The sequence below is a fragment of the Brotocaccenecus cirricatena genome (assembly GCF_020687045.1).
GTDB lineage: Bacteria > Bacillota > Clostridia > Oscillospirales > Oscillospiraceae > Vescimonas > Vescimonas cirricatena.
Window position 1 is genome coordinate 23,497 of the sequence record NZ_JAJEPW010000005.1, and the last position, 17,038, is coordinate 40,534.

The 17,038-nt window shown below is 54.6% G+C and carries 13 protein-coding genes; 11 read left to right on the top strand and 2 right to left on the bottom strand.

The features are described 5' to 3' along the window. The first annotated feature begins 3 nt into the window (after nucleotides 1–3). The 9 genes from LKD37_RS02970 (at nucleotide 4) to LKD37_RS03010 (ending at nucleotide 14,427) form a co-directional block, all read left to right on the top strand. The gene (locus LKD37_RS02970) at nucleotides 4–369 is read left to right on the top strand and encodes a hypothetical protein (protein WP_133304380.1); all 366 of its coding nucleotides are present in this window, start codon (nucleotides 4–6) and stop codon (nucleotides 367–369) included. A gap of 16 nt (nucleotides 370–385) precedes the next feature. Continuing rightward, entirely contained in the window at nucleotides 386–2,839 is a 2,454-nt protein-coding gene (locus LKD37_RS02975) for a VirB4 family type IV secretion system protein (RefSeq protein WP_302927860.1), read from the top strand. Between the two features lie 48 nt (nucleotides 2,840–2,887). Then, entirely contained in the window at nucleotides 2,888–3,454 is a 567-nt protein-coding gene (locus LKD37_RS02980) for a DUF5697 family protein (protein ID WP_302927861.1), read from the top strand. Then, complete coding sequence (locus LKD37_RS02985) at nucleotides 3,417–4,121, top strand: DUF6100 family protein (protein ID WP_302927862.1); 705 nt, start codon at nucleotides 3,417–3,419, stop codon at nucleotides 4,119–4,121. The genes LKD37_RS02980 and LKD37_RS02985 overlap by 38 nt, the downstream gene beginning before the upstream one ends. Before the next feature lie 116 nt (nucleotides 4,122–4,237). Beyond that, nucleotides 4,238–5,407 carry a hypothetical protein gene (locus LKD37_RS02990; RefSeq protein ID WP_302927863.1) on the top strand — a complete coding sequence of 390 codons (1,170 nt, stop codon included), beginning with the start codon at nucleotides 4,238–4,240 and terminating at the stop codon, nucleotides 5,405–5,407. A 101-nt stretch (nucleotides 5,408–5,508) separates the two neighbouring features. Further along, a complete protein-coding gene (locus tag LKD37_RS02995) occupies nucleotides 5,509–7,302 on the top strand; it encodes a VirD4-like conjugal transfer protein, CD1115 family (RefSeq protein ID WP_302927864.1) in 1,794 nt (597 codons plus the stop codon). 218 nt (nucleotides 7,303–7,520) lie between these two features. Further along, complete coding sequence (locus tag LKD37_RS03000; RefSeq protein WP_302927865.1) at nucleotides 7,521–8,927, top strand: S1 RNA-binding domain-containing protein; 1,407 nt, start codon at nucleotides 7,521–7,523, stop codon at nucleotides 8,925–8,927. Between the two features lie 38 nt (nucleotides 8,928–8,965). Then, nucleotides 8,966–9,379: a hypothetical protein gene (locus LKD37_RS03005; RefSeq protein ID WP_069431242.1), complete on the top strand. Its 414-nt coding sequence runs from the start codon at nucleotides 8,966–8,968 to the stop codon at nucleotides 9,377–9,379. 488 nt (nucleotides 9,380–9,867) lie between these two features. Continuing rightward, nucleotides 9,868–14,427, top strand: a complete 4,560-nt coding sequence (locus LKD37_RS03010) for a SpaA isopeptide-forming pilin-related protein (RefSeq protein ID WP_302927866.1) — start codon at nucleotides 9,868–9,870, stop codon at nucleotides 14,425–14,427. 317 nt (nucleotides 14,428–14,744) lie between these two features. On the opposite strand, the gene tnpA is transcribed toward LKD37_RS03010, so the two are convergent. Together tnpA and LKD37_RS03020 are read right to left on the bottom strand one after the other, a co-directional pair. Beyond that, the gene (gene tnpA / locus LKD37_RS03015; protein ID WP_302927867.1) at nucleotides 14,745–15,215 is read right to left on the bottom strand and encodes an IS200/IS605 family transposase; all 471 of its coding nucleotides are present in this window, start codon (nucleotides 15,213–15,215) and stop codon (nucleotides 14,745–14,747) included. Nucleotides 15,216–15,387: 172 nt separating this feature from the next. Then, a complete protein-coding gene (locus LKD37_RS03020) occupies nucleotides 15,388–15,549 on the bottom strand; it encodes a hypothetical protein (RefSeq protein ID WP_302927868.1) in 162 nt (53 codons plus the stop codon). Nucleotides 15,550–15,737: 188 nt separating this feature from the next. Between LKD37_RS03020 and hbs the strand changes: the two genes are divergently transcribed. Further along, complete coding sequence (gene hbs / locus LKD37_RS03025) at nucleotides 15,738–16,010, top strand: non-specific DNA-binding protein Hbs (RefSeq protein WP_119980160.1); 273 nt, start codon at nucleotides 15,738–15,740, stop codon at nucleotides 16,008–16,010. A gap of 76 nt (nucleotides 16,011–16,086) precedes the next feature. Then, complete coding sequence (locus LKD37_RS03030; RefSeq protein ID WP_302927869.1) at nucleotides 16,087–16,680, top strand: hypothetical protein; 594 nt, start codon at nucleotides 16,087–16,089, stop codon at nucleotides 16,678–16,680. The last annotated feature ends 358 nt before the right edge of the window (nucleotides 16,681–17,038 follow it).

The following is a 17,038-nucleotide window of genomic DNA, read 5'->3' on the forward strand; positions in this document are numbered from 1 at the left end:
AACTTGGACGAAAGAGAATACAACAACGTGTACGCAATCCCCGCAAACTATACGGACAGCGGCAAACTGCTGGGAGGGATGATCGATACCCGGAACGCAATTGAAACGGTGATTCTGGTGCTGGCTTTGGGCTATCCGGAGCTGATCCTGATCCCCATGCCCGGAACCATCCGCATCGTGGTCATGACGGTCACGCTGCTGCCGCTGGCGGTGGTATCTGCAATGGGCGTGGATGGCGGGTCGCTGTTTCAGTACATCGGCCATATCATCCATTTCTGGACACACCGCAGGAAATTACACTTCAGGAGGATCGGATACCGCTATGGCCAAAGCAAAAGGAAAAAGAAACCACAGAAAAGAAAAGCTTGAGTTTGTACAGGATTATTTGCCCATCCGCGACCTGAAAAATGGGATCATTGAAACGACGGACAACCGCTACATAAAAATCCTTGAGATCGAGCCGATCAACTTCACGCTGCGCTCCGATGAGGAGCAGTTCAACATCATCTCCAGCTTTGCCAGCTGGCTGAAGATATCCCCCATGCGGCTGCAGTTCAAGTCCATTACGCGCCGCGCGGACTCGGATAAGCACATATCCATGATCTGCGAGGAATTGGAACACGAGGAGAATCCGCAATGTAAGGAGCTTGGCGAAGATTATATCGGACTCATCAAGGATGTGGGAAATCGGGAAGCGCTGACGAGGCGCTTCTTTCTGATTTTCCAGTATGAGGCGGTAGGCCGCAACGAAAGCGACGACTATGCAAAGATCTATGGCATGCTCCAGACCGCCGAGCAGACAGCGCGGGCGTATTTCATGCAATGCGGCAACAGCATCGTCCAGTCCAAAGACCCGGATGAAGCGACTGCCGAAATCCTATACATGTTTTACAATCGGCGCTCCTGCACGGACGAGCCGTTTTCCTCCCGCGTAGATCGCATCGTGGTGGACACCATGGCGGCAAAGAAGAAAATCATCGGCATGGACCCGGTGCCGCCTATCCGTATGACCAACTTTCTGGCGCCCCGCGGCATCGACCTGAGCCATTATAACTATGTCGTTATGGACGGGCTGTACTATTCCTTCCTCTACATCAAGGCAGGCGGGTATCCAAGCCGCGTCCGGGCCGGCTGGATGTCCTCACTCATCAACGCCGGAGAAGGAGTGGATATCGACGTCCATCTCCGCCGTGAGAACCGCAGCCGCACCATAGATAAGGTCGCCCAGCGGATCAGGCTCAACCGCACCAAGCTCAAGAGCATGCAGGATACCAGCACCGATTATGAGGAGCTGACCAATTCCATACAGGCGGGCTATTTTATCAAGAATGGAATCGCCAACTACAACGAGGACCTCTTTTACATGAGCGTTTTCATCACCGTATCGGCCAAAACCTACGAGGAATTACTTTGGCGCAAGCAGCAGATGGTGGATATGCTCAAATCTATGGATATGTACACCAGCGAGTGCAGCTTTCAGCAGGAGGCCGCACTGCAGTCGGTGATGCCGTTCCTGAAAATCTCGCCCAAGCTTGAGAAAAAGGCGCAGCGCAATGTGCTGACCAGCGGCGCCGCATCCAGCTATATCTTCACCAGCTTTGAGCTGTCGGACGACAATGGCGTGCTGTTGGGCATCAACCGATACAACAACTCCCTGTGCATCGTGGATCTGTTCAACACAAAGATCAATAAAAATGCCAACCTGAACCTGCTGGGCACATCGGGCGCAGGAAAGACCTTCACCATGCAGCTGCTGGCGCTTCGGATGCGGATGCGCGGCATTCAGTGCTACATTCTGGCGCCCATCAAGGGACACGAATTCCGTAGAGCCTGCAATAAGATCGGCGGCGAGTTTATCAAGATCGCACCGGGCTCCCCCCACTGCATCAACGTAATGGAGATACGGCATACCATGTCGCCGGAGATGGAGCTGATTGACGAGATCGATTATGTGGAGATGGGCTCCATGCTGGCTCGAAAAATTCAGCAGCTCATGACCTTCTTCGGCCTGCTGATCCCCGATATGAGCAATGAAGAGGAACAGATGCTGGATGAAGCGTTGATCCGAACCTATGCGGACTTCGGCATCACCCATGATAACGACTCCATCTATACGGATATGGCCTCCGCTCCGCCCAAAATGAAGCAGATGCCTATCCTGGGCGACCTGCATAAGCACCTGCAGGAGAATCCCATGACCCAGCGGCTGGCGGCCATCATCAGCCGTTTTGTCACCGGCAGCGCCCAAAGCTTCAACAGGCAGACCAATGTAGACCTCTCTAATAAATACATCGTACTTGACCTGTCGGAGCTGAAGGGCAAGCTGCTTCCGGTGGGCATGTTCATCGCACTGGATTATGTGTGGGATCAGATAAAGTCCGACCGCACCAAACGCAAAGCCATCTTTATCGACGAGATCTGGCAGCTGATCGGCGCCAGCTCCAACCGCATGGCCGCAGAGTTTTGCCTTGAGATATTCAAGGTTATCCGCGGCTTCGGCGGAGCGGCCATTTCCGCAACGCAGGATCTGTCGGATTTCTTCGGTCTGGAGGACGGCAAGTACGGCAGGGCGATCATCAACAACTCCAAGAACAAGATCATTCTGAACCTGGAGCCGGACGAGGCCCGCTATGTACAGGAAACGCTGAAGCTCACCCGCACGGAGATCCGCGCCATCACCCGCTTCGAGCGCGGCGAGGCGCTCATCAGCTCCAACAACAACAAAGTGCCCGTGGTGGTGAAGGCCTCCAAGCTGGAAAAGGAAATGATCACCACGGATCGTGCCGAACTGGAGGCAATCCTCAAAGAACGGCAGAGGGAGAAAACGCATTCAGCGTAGAATACGCATTTCGCAAAGAATACGCACACACAGAAGGAGGTGAACAACATGCTGCTTGATGATGAGCGCCATGTGATCAAATGGTTGTCGCAGTACGGCGCACTGACCAAAACACAGGTAATCCGACTGCTGCGGGACAAAACCCAGGAGACGGCGGAGAAGATTCTTCGCAACCTGAAAAGGGAGCATCAAATCTCGGATGTGGCCGGTGGCTACTATCTGGCTTTGGATGGGCTATGCAAGCCGGATCAGCGGACGATCCTTGCCGTATGGGTGCTGCTGCGGTTTATCGACTATGTGGATCCCATGGCGCATTATCCTGCGGTCTACCCGTCCCAAATCTTTTTTCTGAAGGAAAACACCGGCTATGAGATCGTTGTGCTGTATGACGGCGAGCAGCACCTTAGCAAGCTGCTGCAGCCGCAGGATGACGAGATGAAATATATCTTTGTCCTGCCCAATATCGCCATGGCGTCCCAGATGATGCTCCCCAAGGCGCCCTGCCTGTTTGCAACCGTCAACTTTGCCGGGCAGGAAGAACCGGACATTACATTTTACACAGAGGAGGCTGCAACCGATGGACTCGATAAACTCGTTCATTCATCTGCTGGATAAAATAGAGACGCAGGATCGACGGCTCGGCATGACCATAAAAAATCTCCGCTGTCTGACCGGAGGGAAAAGCATGGAGCTGGCGTATGCCATGGCGCTGAAGCTGGCTGAGGAAAGCGAAAAATTGACGCTGCTGACCAGAGCGCTTCCCGCCTACACGGGAAATCCGCGGGCGCTGCAGGATGTGGATGCGGTTGCAGCAGAGTCGGTTCCAATAGAAGCGGGCTTTACCATCGAAGGCTGGTTCTGCATCCGGCTGCCTCTGCTGCTCCCCAAAAAGGAGAGGGGCTCCGCCTCCTATATTCGGGGCATCCTGTATCCGGCGCTCAGGAGCTTCTTTCAGGGCAAAGCGCCGGTTCGATACCCCGAAAGCATCATGATATTCCGCCATGTATATGAAAAAGGCAGGCCGGAGCGTCGGTACCGGGATCATGACAATATTGAGGTCAATATGGTCTCCGATACCGTCGCTATGTATGTGCTTACGGATGACGCGCCGCCGTGCTGCGATCATTTCTACTGCAGCGCGGCCTCCACGCAGGAGCGTACGGAGGTGTATGTGGTCCCGGCACGGGATTTTCCCCAGTGGCTGGTGCTGGAGCCCCTGATCCCGGATGAGGGGGTGATGCTCCATGAAAATGTGCCGGAGCAGCGTCAAAAACATGTGTAAAAACAGGGCAAAAACCCGCCTCCCCAATGACATATCTTTTAACAGCCGGAAAACACCGATGAAACCGATATTTTTCAGGCTTTTTGCGCGGACGGTTTCCGACAAAGAGAGCAGTCATGTTGTCGGAAAGCTCCTGCATTCCGGGGTTTGAAACAATGATTACCGTTCGGCCGGGAAGTCATGTGCATCGGCTTATCACAGTGCTCGGGCTCGCCGGCGAATACCCTGTCCGTTCGCTTGGCGTGCTGGGAAACGAGCGTACTCTCAGAGCGCTGGTGAGTAAACTTTCCACAACACAGGAGCTTCGTAACCCAGATACCGATGAGCGGATGAGGGTAAAGCTGCTGCAGATGACCGGCATCGGGAATGCCAAAGCGATTCGTTTCTGTAAGGGCGCTCTCCCCATACTGGAATGGATACATCCGGACGCATACGGCTATTATATGGCCGCGTTTTACAATCATAGATTCCCCGGCGGTATGGCGCATCGGGACCGTAACCTTCGGGTTGCCGAGACGATTGGGATGCACCTGACCGCCGGTGTCGAGACAAGGGCCTATCTACTCCCCGCCTTGCAAAACCGGGCTATCCTTCGGATAACACCGGACGTGCCTGCCTTCTATCTGGCGCGGGACTTCAAAAAGATCACCCCAGCGGAACAGAACAAAACCATGTTTACACGCATCGTCGGCGCAATCTTCTATCCGGGCGGCTGTTACGCCGTTTACAACACGCGGAACGCCGCGATGAAATGGAACGGCATGGGAGAGTTCAAAGCACTCCACAGCCTGACAGAGCTTGCTCGCATGAATGCCGGGGTTCAGAGCATCGACTCCGCAATCCTGCTGGGCGAGTCCTATGATACGGCGCTGACCACACTGCTGGAGTCGGATAAAAACCGGCGACTGGAACTTCGGTTTGACGGAATCTATCGGCACATCTATTTTGTGCCCATGAATGTCGGCGGCATCCGGCAGTTCAGATTGCTCACCGTCCCAGACTGGAAAGAAAAGCTGCTTGAGCTGCTGTTCGACCCAGACGTCCGGTCATATAACCGGGGATTCATGGAATACGACGCCAGTATCGGCGGCACCTGTGTTTTCTCACATCTTGACGGCGACATCGCACGCCTGATCCGTTTTCGTGAGGCAATGCAGACCGGCGCAGGGAGCTTCGAGGTGCTCTGCTTCGATGATCAAGCGCCCTTTCTAAGAGAGTATCTTGGCCCGTATATCACACTCAAAACCATCGACGCTGCCACAGTAGAAGCAGAACTGGGACTATAAAGGAGGAATGCATTCTGGATAAAAAGCGAGCAGCAGCCATCATCGCCGTCTCCATACCGGGACTCATCACCCTGCTTTACCTGGGCGGAGTGCTTGGCCAATTGCTGATAAACTACGAGCTTTGGATGAATTCCGGCGGTCTTACAGGGCAAACGACCATCGGCGCCGTAGACTGGAATCCGATCGTGTGTCTGGGCAGCGCCTTCAGCATCCCGGGGCTAAAAAGCATCGGTATACTGCTGCTGACCGGGGTCGGTATCACCGCCTATGTGCGTTTCCACGATAAATTCAGCTCCAAGGACTACGATGAACGCGGATTTACCCGCAGCAAGTACGGAACCTACGGCACCGCATCATGGATGAAGGACAAGGAGCTGAAAGAGATTCTGGAGATCAAGCCTCCGTCGCAGGCCGATGGCATCATTTTGGGCGAAAAAAACGGCAGCGTCGTCTGCTTACCTAAAGACACCAGACTGAACCGCCACATCGCCGTATTCGGTGCATCCGGTACCCGAAAATCCCGTGGCGTGATCCGTCCGGCGCTGTTCACCATACTCAAGCGAGGAGAGTCGGCGGTCATTACGGATCCGAAGGCGGAGCTCTATAACGATACCGCCGAGTTGTTCCGCAAGAACGGGTATGAGGTAAAAGTATTCAACCTGGTAGACCCCCGGCACGGCGACTCATGGAACTGCATGTCAGACCTGAACGGCGATACTCTGCTGGCGCAGGTGTTGACCAATGTCATCATCTCCAACACCAGTGAGGGCAAGGGCGACCATTTCTGGGACAACGGCGAGGCCAATTTGCTCAAAGCGCTGGTGCTCTATATCGATCTGGACAGGAGCCGCAGCCCGGAGACGAAGAACCTGGCGGCCGCCTACCAGCTCCTGACCCAAAACAGCGAACGGCAGCTGACGGCACTTTTTGAAAAGCTGCCGCTGGATCACCCCGCCCGTGCGCCGTTCAATCTTTTCTCGCAGGCCAGCGACACGGTGCGTTCCGGCATCGTCCTTGGACTCGGCACCCGGTTACAGGTCTTACAGAACGAGGCTGTGCGGGACATCATCAGCCGCAGCGATATCGATCTCACGGCGCCAGGCAAGCGCAAATGCGCCTACTTCGTCATACTCAGCGATCAGGACGCAACGATGGCGTTTCTGTCCTCGCTGTTCTTTTCGTTTCTATTCATCAAGTTGGTGCGCTATGCCGACAGCACGCCGGAGCTGCGCTGCAAAGTTCCGGTCAACCTCATCTTCGATGAGTTCAACAATGTGGGCAAGCTCGGCAGCGCAGCGGACGGTTCGGATTTCGCCCGTACGCTCAGCGTTATCCGCAGCCGTGCGATCTATGTGATGCTGGCCGTGCAGAGCCTCGGTCAGCTCCAGAACCGGTATCCCAACAATCTCTGGGCGGAGATCGTCGGCAACCTGGACGTGCAGCTCATGCTGGGCTGTACCGATGAGGTCAGCGCCGAGTACTTCTCCGCGCGGAGCGGCGATATGTCGGTGGAGATCAACTCCACCATGACCGTGCGCAAGACCATTGCCGTAGCGCAGGTCATCCCCCAATACCGTCAGACGGAGGGCCAGGGGCGCAGACGGCTGCTGACTCCGGACGAGGTGCTGCGCATCCCAAACGAGGAACTGCTGGTGGTCATCCGAGGACACAATGTCCTGAAACTGAAAAAATTTGATTATGCTGACCACCCGCTGGCCAAGGAATTGACTCCCGTCAGCATTCTTGACTACACACCCCCGCACGCGGCAGCGCCTTTTCTCCAGACCGAGACGACTTTGCCACACGCAGTGTCTGAGGAGCGGCCGCACACATCGTCCATACCCTCAAAACGCAGAACTCTGTACAGCTCCGCGAAACCGCCGAGCGAGTTTTGAACTCAATGCTTTAACTAAAAAGCTGACATTTAACTTTAGTGATGTTGTAATGCTGAAAGATAGTTAAATTGGTGGCGAGCAACTGGACTATATCACAAAACACCGAGCGTATCGGCAATACGGACAGACTAACAAATAAAACACATTATCGGCAGATGAGCGTCTCAGAAATGGGACGCTCTTTTTATATTCAAACAAAAGAAACGGAGGATCAAACAATGGCAACGAAAAAAACGGCGGTGATCCCGGAAGAAGAAATTCTTGCGGCCGCAACGGAAGAAAACATCAATGAACACTCATTACATCAGACTGAAACCGAACCTGAGCCGGATAGAGTGCTTAGCGCTGAAGGGGCGCCCGGAGACGCTGATCTCATCGACATTTGCCAGACTGATTCCGAATCTGCGAATCCCGAAGGGATGCCGATCGAAGACGCCGCGCGCAACACCCCGGAAGCACCGGTATCCCAGACCGGATCGGGCACTGAACTTCCCGGAGAATTCCCGGCCGGATCCGATGAATTAACTGCGCCGGAAGCTCCGGCGTCCCAGACCGATTCCGACTTGGATGAGAAAAAGCCTGAAGAGAGCCCGCCGGCCCGCCGAACCAGAAAACCAAGAGCTAAGAAAAGTGAGTCTGACACAGCGGCGGCAGAACCGCCCGGGGATGCATCCGACGGCGTCGAAGCTCCGGAGAAGAAGCCGCGCAGGCGCGCCGCTGCCAGACCGGCGTCGCCGGTGGTATCCATCGACGAGCGCCCCAGTGTGGAAACGGAAGCGGACAAAGCCCGCAACGATTTGCTGGACCTGGTAGAATCCTTAAAGACCAAACGGATCCTGACCGGGACCATTCAGGGCATCGAACGCCCCGCTGACCATCCCTCGCGTTCTCTTGCAGTCATTTATCATGGCGATATCAAGGTTATTATTCCTGCGGAGGAGGCGGTGGAGCCGCCGGAGGATTTCCGCGGCAGGCTTCCGGAGGATGTGCTGCACTATATGGTCACCAAGCGCCTGGGGGCGGAAGTGGATTACATCATCAAGGGTATCGACGCCAAGGCAGGCGTTGCAGTCGGCAGCCGTCTTGAGGCTATGTCCGCTAAGCGCCGAGCGTACTATTTCGGTACAGACCGGGATGGAAACAATCTGCTCTACGAAGGTATCTGTGCGGAAGCTCGCGTCGTATCCGTCATTCGTGCCGGCATCTTCGTGGATCTGTTTGGCTTGGAGGTCTACATCCCTCTTCGTGAGCTGAGCTACCAGCGTATGCTGGATGCGCAGGACAGCTTTCAGCCCGGGCAGCGCATTCTGGTTAAAATCCTGAGCATCGACCGCAGTGACCGAACCCGTATCCGGCTCAGCGCCTCCATCAAGCAGGCCGGCGAGAATCCCTATGAAAAGGCGCTGCGGCGTTATTCTGTGGGCAACCGCTATGTAGGTACTGTCAGTATGGTGGACATGAACGGTGTGTTCGTCTCACTGGACGGAGGCATCGACTGTCTGTGCAGCTATCCTAAGCGCGGGCGCCCGCCCAGAGGCTCTCGCGTAACGGTACGGATTCTGGGCATCAACAACGAATCCAATCGAATCTGGGGAGCGATCACACACATCGCTACCCCGAGATGACTGGAGCGAACAGAAAATGACAAGGAGGTTGAACAACTATGCTTGATTACGATCTGACCCGCGCAGAGCAGGTCAGAAGAACGGATCTTGCGCAAAAAGCCCGCAGAATGATCCTGTCCCACATGAAGGTGGAGGCGGAGGACGAAACTTCGCTGACGCTGGATCACCGCGGCTACTATATGCAGATCTCGTTCTCGCCGCTGCACCCGCTGCTGGTCGTCTGCCTGGCTAAGGCGATCCGAAACCCGGATGGCGCACGAAAACAGCAGCTTGCCAACGAACTGAACCTGCACAGCGTGTTGGGCAGCCACGCCATCAATGAGGACGTCGGCTGTTATTCCTATCGCGCTACCCACTGGCTGGATACGGAGCTCACGCCGGAACGGTTCTTTGAAATACTCAGCCGCTGCGTTGACGAAGCGGATCGTGGCTATTTCAATCTGGCAGGATGAGCATATTGCTGTAATGCTCAGTGCGTATCCGCGTACCGGACAACCCCACCGCCTCCCGGCAGTACCCGGGGAAAAGTCTCAAGCGAGAGCCGGGAGCCATACTGCGACACTCCGGAGTACACCTTACAGCCGTCAAGCCCTCCGGAATCAGAACCGGCCATACTCAAAGAGCCGGCCATGAACGAACCTCATTTGCGCGAAACCGCGGCGTTGGAGTTGGTTTCACCTATGACTCTACCGCAACGGGACGCCGGGATACCCCCATTATCGCCGGAGATATCCATCCATCCGGCGCGGGATATCAAATCGTGGCTGGAACTGTACGCAGCAGACGGCATCATATATTTCTGCGTTTGGGCGCAGCTGAGAACAGAAGCGTGATACGATCTGTATATCGGCTGCACCTGAGCCAAACCACATCACGCAGCGAGAAGCGCATCGGAAACGGTGCGCTTCTTTGCTGCAAAAAAACAGGAGGTAAAGGAACGATGAAACGTAAAACGTTCAAGAAAGCCCTTTCGGCATTCTTGTCCCTGCTCATGTGCATGATGACGCTTTTGTCTATCAGCACACCTGTGTTTGCCGCAACGACGGTAGACGCTTACATGGTGGATTTCCCACGCGACGGTGACAGCAACTACTCTGCGACGGCGTGGGGCCACTCTGCCACGTCTCTGATGGGCGGTTGGCGGTTTCTCAACAGCAAATACACAACGGTGCATAGCATCGGCACCTATAACGGTCAGGTTTCGTATTGCATCGAGCCCGGCATCGGGCAAAATGCCGGCGATACTCTCTCCCACAAGGATGAGACATTTTGGGAAAACTACCCCAGCCACCTCAATCCGACCATTTCCCCGGATACCATCAAGGTCCTGCTTGGCCGGATCATGCAGTATGGCTATCAGGGCAATATATCCACATCCTGGCGTTCTCAGAACGCCTCGGATGCAGCTGCGCTCAGCCATGCAATCGCTACGCAGCTGCTGGTCTGGGAGACGGTTGTCGGCGAGCGTGACGCAAGCTTCAACAAGGTGGACCCCTCCGGATATGGGAAGAGCGCGGTTTGGAGTTATATCCGGGACGAGCATCCGCTTCGCAGCCAGATCCGCTCCTATTATAATTCCATGGCCGCCAGCGTGCAGAGTCACGCAGAGATCCCCAGCTTCTGCGCACGAAGCATTGGCAGCGCACGCAGCTATGAACTCAAATACGACGGCACGCGATATACCGTGACACTGACGGATACCAATGGAGTGCTGTCGAACTTCTCGTTCAGCTCCTCGGAACCCGGAATCAGCTTCTCCCGAAGCGGGAACCGCCTGACAATCACCTCTGATACGCCGATTGCAGGCGATATCCGCGTAAGCGCCAGCAAGACCAACGGCGTGCGAAGCGGTGTGGTCGTCTGGACGGACGGCAACAAAGGCGCCGGCATTCAGGACGTTGTCACCTACGGCGAAAATGTGTCAGACCCTGTCGGCGCCTATCTTCGGCTTGAGATGGAGGCGCTCGGCGCCATGCACCTGGTCAAGATCAGTGAGGATGGCGTTGTGGCCGGCATTTCTTTCACGATCTCTGGCAACGGAATCACCAAGACTGTGACTACCGGCCGCGACGGCACGATTGACGTATCCGAGCTCATGGCCGGCACCTATACCGTAACAGAAGCGGACATTGAGCGTTATACGCCCCAGACTTCACAGCAGGTCACCATTGTCGGTGGGCAGACCTCGACCGTGACCTTCAACAACGTGCTCAAGCGCGGTGCTTTGGAGGTGACCAAGACTTCGGAAGACGGATTCGTTGAGGGCGTAAAGTTTCGCTTGTACGGCAAATCCCTTTCCGGCCTGAACGCCGATGAGTATGCGGTAACGGACTCCACCGGCGTGGCTAAGTTCCGCAATGTCCTGATTGGCGGCCCATATACCATCGAGGAGGTCGATACGGCCGTTCGTTACGTTATCCCTGATCCCCAGTCGGTATCTATCCAGTGGAACCGGGTGGCAGAGCGCAGCTTTGCCAATATCCTCAAAAAGTTTACCGTGACAGTAACCAAGACGGACGCAGAAACCGGAACACCGCAGGGCGACGCCACGCTGTCAGGCGCTAAATACGGGATCTACAAGGGCGGGAAGCTTGTCGATGTGTATTACACAGACGCCAATGGTCAGTTCACCAGCAAAGAGTATATCTGCGATACCGACTGGACGATCCGTGAAATGGAACCCTCGGAGGGGTACCTCCTCGATACGACGGAACATACCGTTGGTGCAGCGCCTGGTCAGTATACGGTTGAACACAATACAACGGCTAACGCCGTGACCGAAACGGTAATCAAAGGCAGCATCCGCCTGATCAAGCATATTGATGCCGAACTGGAAACCTCCGAGAACGCGCCAACCCCGCAGGCGGAGGCTGAGATCCCCGCAGCAACGGACCCCTCTGCGCCGGAAGGCTCCGCATATTTTGTTAGCCCGGACGCCGCCGCACCGGAGAATGCGCAGGAAACTGCAGCTTCCGATGATGCAAAGGACGCAGCCGAACCGGCAGCGGAAGAAACCACAATGCCCGATCAAGCCGACACGGAAACGCCGGCCGAGTCTGAGCCGGAAGCAGCCGATACGCTGATTCCCGGTCAGAATGAAGCGGAGCCAGAACCCGAAAACGGATCTGTACCGACGGCGGAGTTCAACCCCTCCGGCAATGCAGGCATTATCGAGCAGCCGGAAGCAGGCGCGATGTTTCAGCTTTATCTCTCCGGTGCCGGAAGCTATGACGCAGCCAAAGATAGCGAGCGCGATCTGCTCGTGACGGATGAAAACGGCGTAGCGCTTTCCAAGGATCTGCCTTACGGCCGCTATACCGTACACCAGATCGAGGGTCAGGAAGGACAGGCCTTTGTTCCGGACTTCACCGTATTCATCAGCTCCGACGGACACCTGTACTCCTATATCCTGAACAACCAGACCATCACCAGCTTTATCCGCGTGGAAAAACGCGATGCTGAGACCGGGAAAATCATTCCGGCAGCGGGCATCGGTTTTCAGGTCAGAGACCTTACCTCCGGCGAACTGATTTCACAGACCGTCTATTATCCGGCTCCGGTGACCATCTCCACATTCTATACCGCAGACGATGGCACGCTGATGCTCCCCTGCGAGCTGCCCTACGGCCGCTATGAGCTGATCGAGGTGACAACCTGCCATGGTTATGTGCTGGATACCGCCCCGGTTCCGTTTACCGTGGATGGGTCAGAGGCTGTCGTGACAGTTACAAAGTCCAACATGGCGCAAAAAGGCGTCATCCGTATCCAAAAGACCGGCGAGGTCTTCAGCAGCGTTGTAAACGAGGGATCCATCTTCCGGCCTGTATATGAGAATACCGGACTTCCTAGAGCAGTCTTTGATATCGCTGCTGCGGAGGATATTTACACCCCCGACGGAACCTTGCGTGCAAAGGCCGGAGACATCGTAGACACCGTCACCACGCAATCGGACGGCATGGCCGCCAGTAAGGCACTCTACCTTGGCAAGTATGTGATCGCCGAGAAGCAAGCTCCGCACGGCATGGCCCTTCAGACCGAACCGCATACGGTTGAGCTGGTATATGCCGGACAGGAGGTTAAGGTCACCGAGCTTCGGGCAGATATGTACAATGAACGCCAGCGTGTGGAGATCAGTCTGGTAAAAACCATGGAAACGGATAAGCTATTCGGCATTGGCCAAAGTGACGAGCTCACGCACGTTACATTCGGCCTCTATGCTGCCGAGAAGCTTGTGGCAGCCGATGGCAGCAGCATCCCGCAGGACGGCCTGATCGAGATGGTGTCCTTGAATAAAGACGGAAAAGCGACGTGCAAGACGGATCTCCCCTTTGGACGCTTCTACCTGCAGGAGATCTCTACCGACAGCCATTACCGGCTTGGCGATACGAAGTATCCGGTGTCGTTTGACTACGCCGGGCAAGACAAGAAGCTTGTCAAGCTGATTGCCAACGAGGGCGCAGTAATTGAGAATAAGCTGATCTACGGCTCCGTTTCGGGTCTGAAGGTTGATGCAAACGATAAGCCACTCTCCGGTGCGGTCATGGGTCTGTTTGCTGCATCCGAAACGAGATTCACGAAGGATACCGCACTGCTGACAGCCGTATCCGCCGAGGATGGCAGATTCCGCTTCGAAAAGATCCCTGCCGGCAACTGGCTCGTGCGCGAGATCGAGCAGCCCAAGGGCTTCGTTCTGAGCGAAGAGCTGTTCCCGGTAACGGTCAAGGATCAGGGACAGGTCATTGAGATCAAGATTGCGAACAAACTTATCCGCGGCAGCGTCACACTGACGAAGTATGACGCAGACTATCCCGAGAATAAACTCAGCGGCGCGGTATTCGAGGTCTACCGTGATGTTAACGGGAACAAGGCGCTGGACAAGGACGATGTATTGCTCGGCACCATGGAGGAGTCCTCTGCCGGCGTTTACTGGATGAAGAATCTGGAGTACGGCGGCGTACTGGTAAGGGAGAAAACCGCACCGGAGGGCTTTATTCCGGACGAGAAAGCCTACTATGTGGAGATCGATACCGACGGAAAAACCTACACCGTTGAGAACGAAGCCGGAAAGGGCTTTATCAACCATGCTCTGAAGGGCTCCCTCAAGATTATTAAGACCACCAGCGACGGAAAGAAAGAGGGCTTTGCGTTCCGCATCACCGGCGCCAACGGCTACGATATGACGTTTACGACCGACGCCAAGGGCGAAATCTTCATTGAGAAGCTGCGCGTCGGCGAGTATACCGTCACGGAACTGAAAAACAGCGCCAGCGAAGGGTACAAGATCGCAGACCCCGTCAAAATCACGCTTGTTGCAAATGAAACGCTGACGGTAAAGATCCATAACGACAAGACGAAGGTGGATGTTCCCAAGACCGGAGACGACGCCGATCTTATGCTCTGGATCTCACTGCTCGGGCTTGCGGCGGCAGGAGTAGGCTGCACAGCGTTTTTCTACCTGAAAAAGCGCAGAACGGGCAAGCATATTGCCGTGAAGAAGTAAATAACACCTGTCCGGGGATATGCTTGAACGCACATCCCCGGATTCGTTATGGAGGAACGATATGAAAAACGACAGGCGCAGAAGAAATCGGCCGCGGAACCGTGAGAAGAAGGGCGTCAAGCAGTCCCCGGGCCGGGAATGCCGGCACGTATGGTCGGGCGGCGTATGCCTTAAATGCGGGTGCTTGCAGCAAAAGCCACGCTCAAACAGTGAATAAAGATCCCCCCGCATAGCGGGGGGTATTTCAGTTTCGGGCATAGCCCTAATAATACTAGCGGCGCACAAGTGCGCATAAAACGCCTGCCAGCTTGCGCACATTACTTGCTACCCGTAAACGGGTCCCGTGGGTCGAATATACTTAATTGGTCAGCTTCCTTGTCTCTTTTCAGCTGGTCGGCTATGTATTCTGTTATAGCTTTCGTGTTTTTCCCTACCGTATCCACATAATATCCTTTGCACCAAAACTCCCTATTCCTGTATGCAAATTTCATATTACCATACTTTTGGAATATCATTAAGCTGCTCTTGCCTTTCAAGTATCCCATAAACCCGGAAACACTAAGTTTCGGCGGTATACTAAGCAGCAGGTGTATATGGTCGGGGCATACCTCTCCCTCTATTATTTCAACTCCTTTCCATTGGCATAGTGTCCGTATTATTTCTCGTATGTCTTCTCTTTTCTCAGCATAGAACACTTTCCGTCTGTATTTTGGTGCAAATACTATGTGGTACTTACAATTCCACTTTGTGTGTGCTAAACTGTTCGTGGTGTTATTTTGTTCTGTCATTTTAACATCCTCCTAATGTGTTAAACTTCTTTAGCTGGCAGGCTTTCTTTACAGTTTAGCACATTAGGCTGTTTTGCTCATCGCTTAAGCTCTTTTCAACCCCGCCACTATGGCGGGGTTTTCGGTATACAAAAACTGCCCGCAGGACAAAATCCTGCGGGCAGTACAGATGTCAGAGATAGTTGATGGGAATGACCCGATCCGAACCCTTCAATGAGACCAGCCTGTCATAAAGGCAGATCACGCCGCCTGGACCACGCCTGACACCGGGGATCTTATCCAAGAGGTCGAAAGCGTCCATGTCTTTCTCCGGTGGGTCGATGTGCTTTTTCATCCCCAGCGGACACGGTGTCCCTTTCTTAGTTATTGCCGGTGATGAACGCAGCATGGAAAGAGCATTGCAATCAGAATTCTTCATGCTATAATATACCCACATCACTCGTGAGACTATGACTGACTGTGCCCAGACCAAAGGATAATGGTGCACGGTTGTAAACGGGTGCAAAAGGAGGAATAAAGTCTATGACAAAGAAAGAGCTTGTCGCTTATGTGGCTGAAAAGGCCAATCTCAGCAAAAAGGACGCGGAAATAGCGGTCAATTCCGTATTTGACGGTATCACGGAAGCACTGAAAACCGACGGCAAGATCCAACTGGTCGGCTTCGGCAGTTTTGAAGTGAAGGAGCGCGCCGCGAGGATGGGCAAAAACCCGGCTACCGGGGAAACGATCGAGATCCCGGCCGGCAAAGCCCCTTCCTTTAAGGCGGGAAAGGCACTCAAGGACACGATCAAGTAAAAACAAAATACAGCATCAGAGAGGACGGCTTGAGAGATCAGGCCGTCTTTTTCTATGCAAATTACAGGAGGTCATTATGAAAAAGATGAAAACAGGCATCGGCGTAATGCTGGCGCTATTGTGCTGCATCCTCATGTGTACAGGTGTTGTCTATGCTACCGGCGATGACACGGACGGCACGGAGCTTCAAGTCGCGCAGCCCGTCATCCTTGAGGTACAGCTTGGCCCCCAATGGGCGGGTGTTGAATTCCAGCTCAAGACGGATGCAGGCCTTTATCCGGGCACGATTGCCGTGGGGCAGGACGGGATTTTACGAACCGAGCTGGGCAATAGCGGCAGCTACGTCCTTTCTTGCCTGACTCTAAATGCCGCCGTGCCGTCGCCGGGCGATATCCCAAGTCCTGATGTGACGCAACAAGAACAGGAGCCGCTGACAACAGACAGTGCGGAGAACGCGGACGCCGCTTCGCAGAATGTGCAAGAGCAGGATACGGGCCGTCCTACCGTCGGCGGGATTCCCGTGATGCACATTATCCTGTTCGGCGGAGGGCTCCTTCTTGCGGCAGGTTCGCTGGTCGCCATGCGCTTTGTTCGGAACCGGCGTCCATCAGAACGCTCGCCGTATGATCCGGACGATGAGGACGATGACGAGGATGATTACGAATATTGACATCGCCATTCTGGAGAGCGCGGGCAGTTTGGAGAGGCGTTTCTTTCCACCAGACTGGTTCTGAATTGCAAAACACAAAACTTTAAGAAATTTTATAATAAATTAATTAAAAACATTACTTTAAGGCTTGACTTTTGGATCCTGATATGCTAAGCTGTAACCGTGGCAGGGGCTTGCACTCAGGCTTTCAGTACTTCGGAAGAGCTCCCGGAGTTAGACTCTCCCCGCGGGAGAGAAACTGTTACGGATTTGCGCACTGAGCGATCCATACGGTGCAAGCCACAACTGAACTCATTGGCCGGAAAGCTGCTTTGATGACAGGAACGTGCTCGGTATGTAGAAACCGACTTTGCCGTCC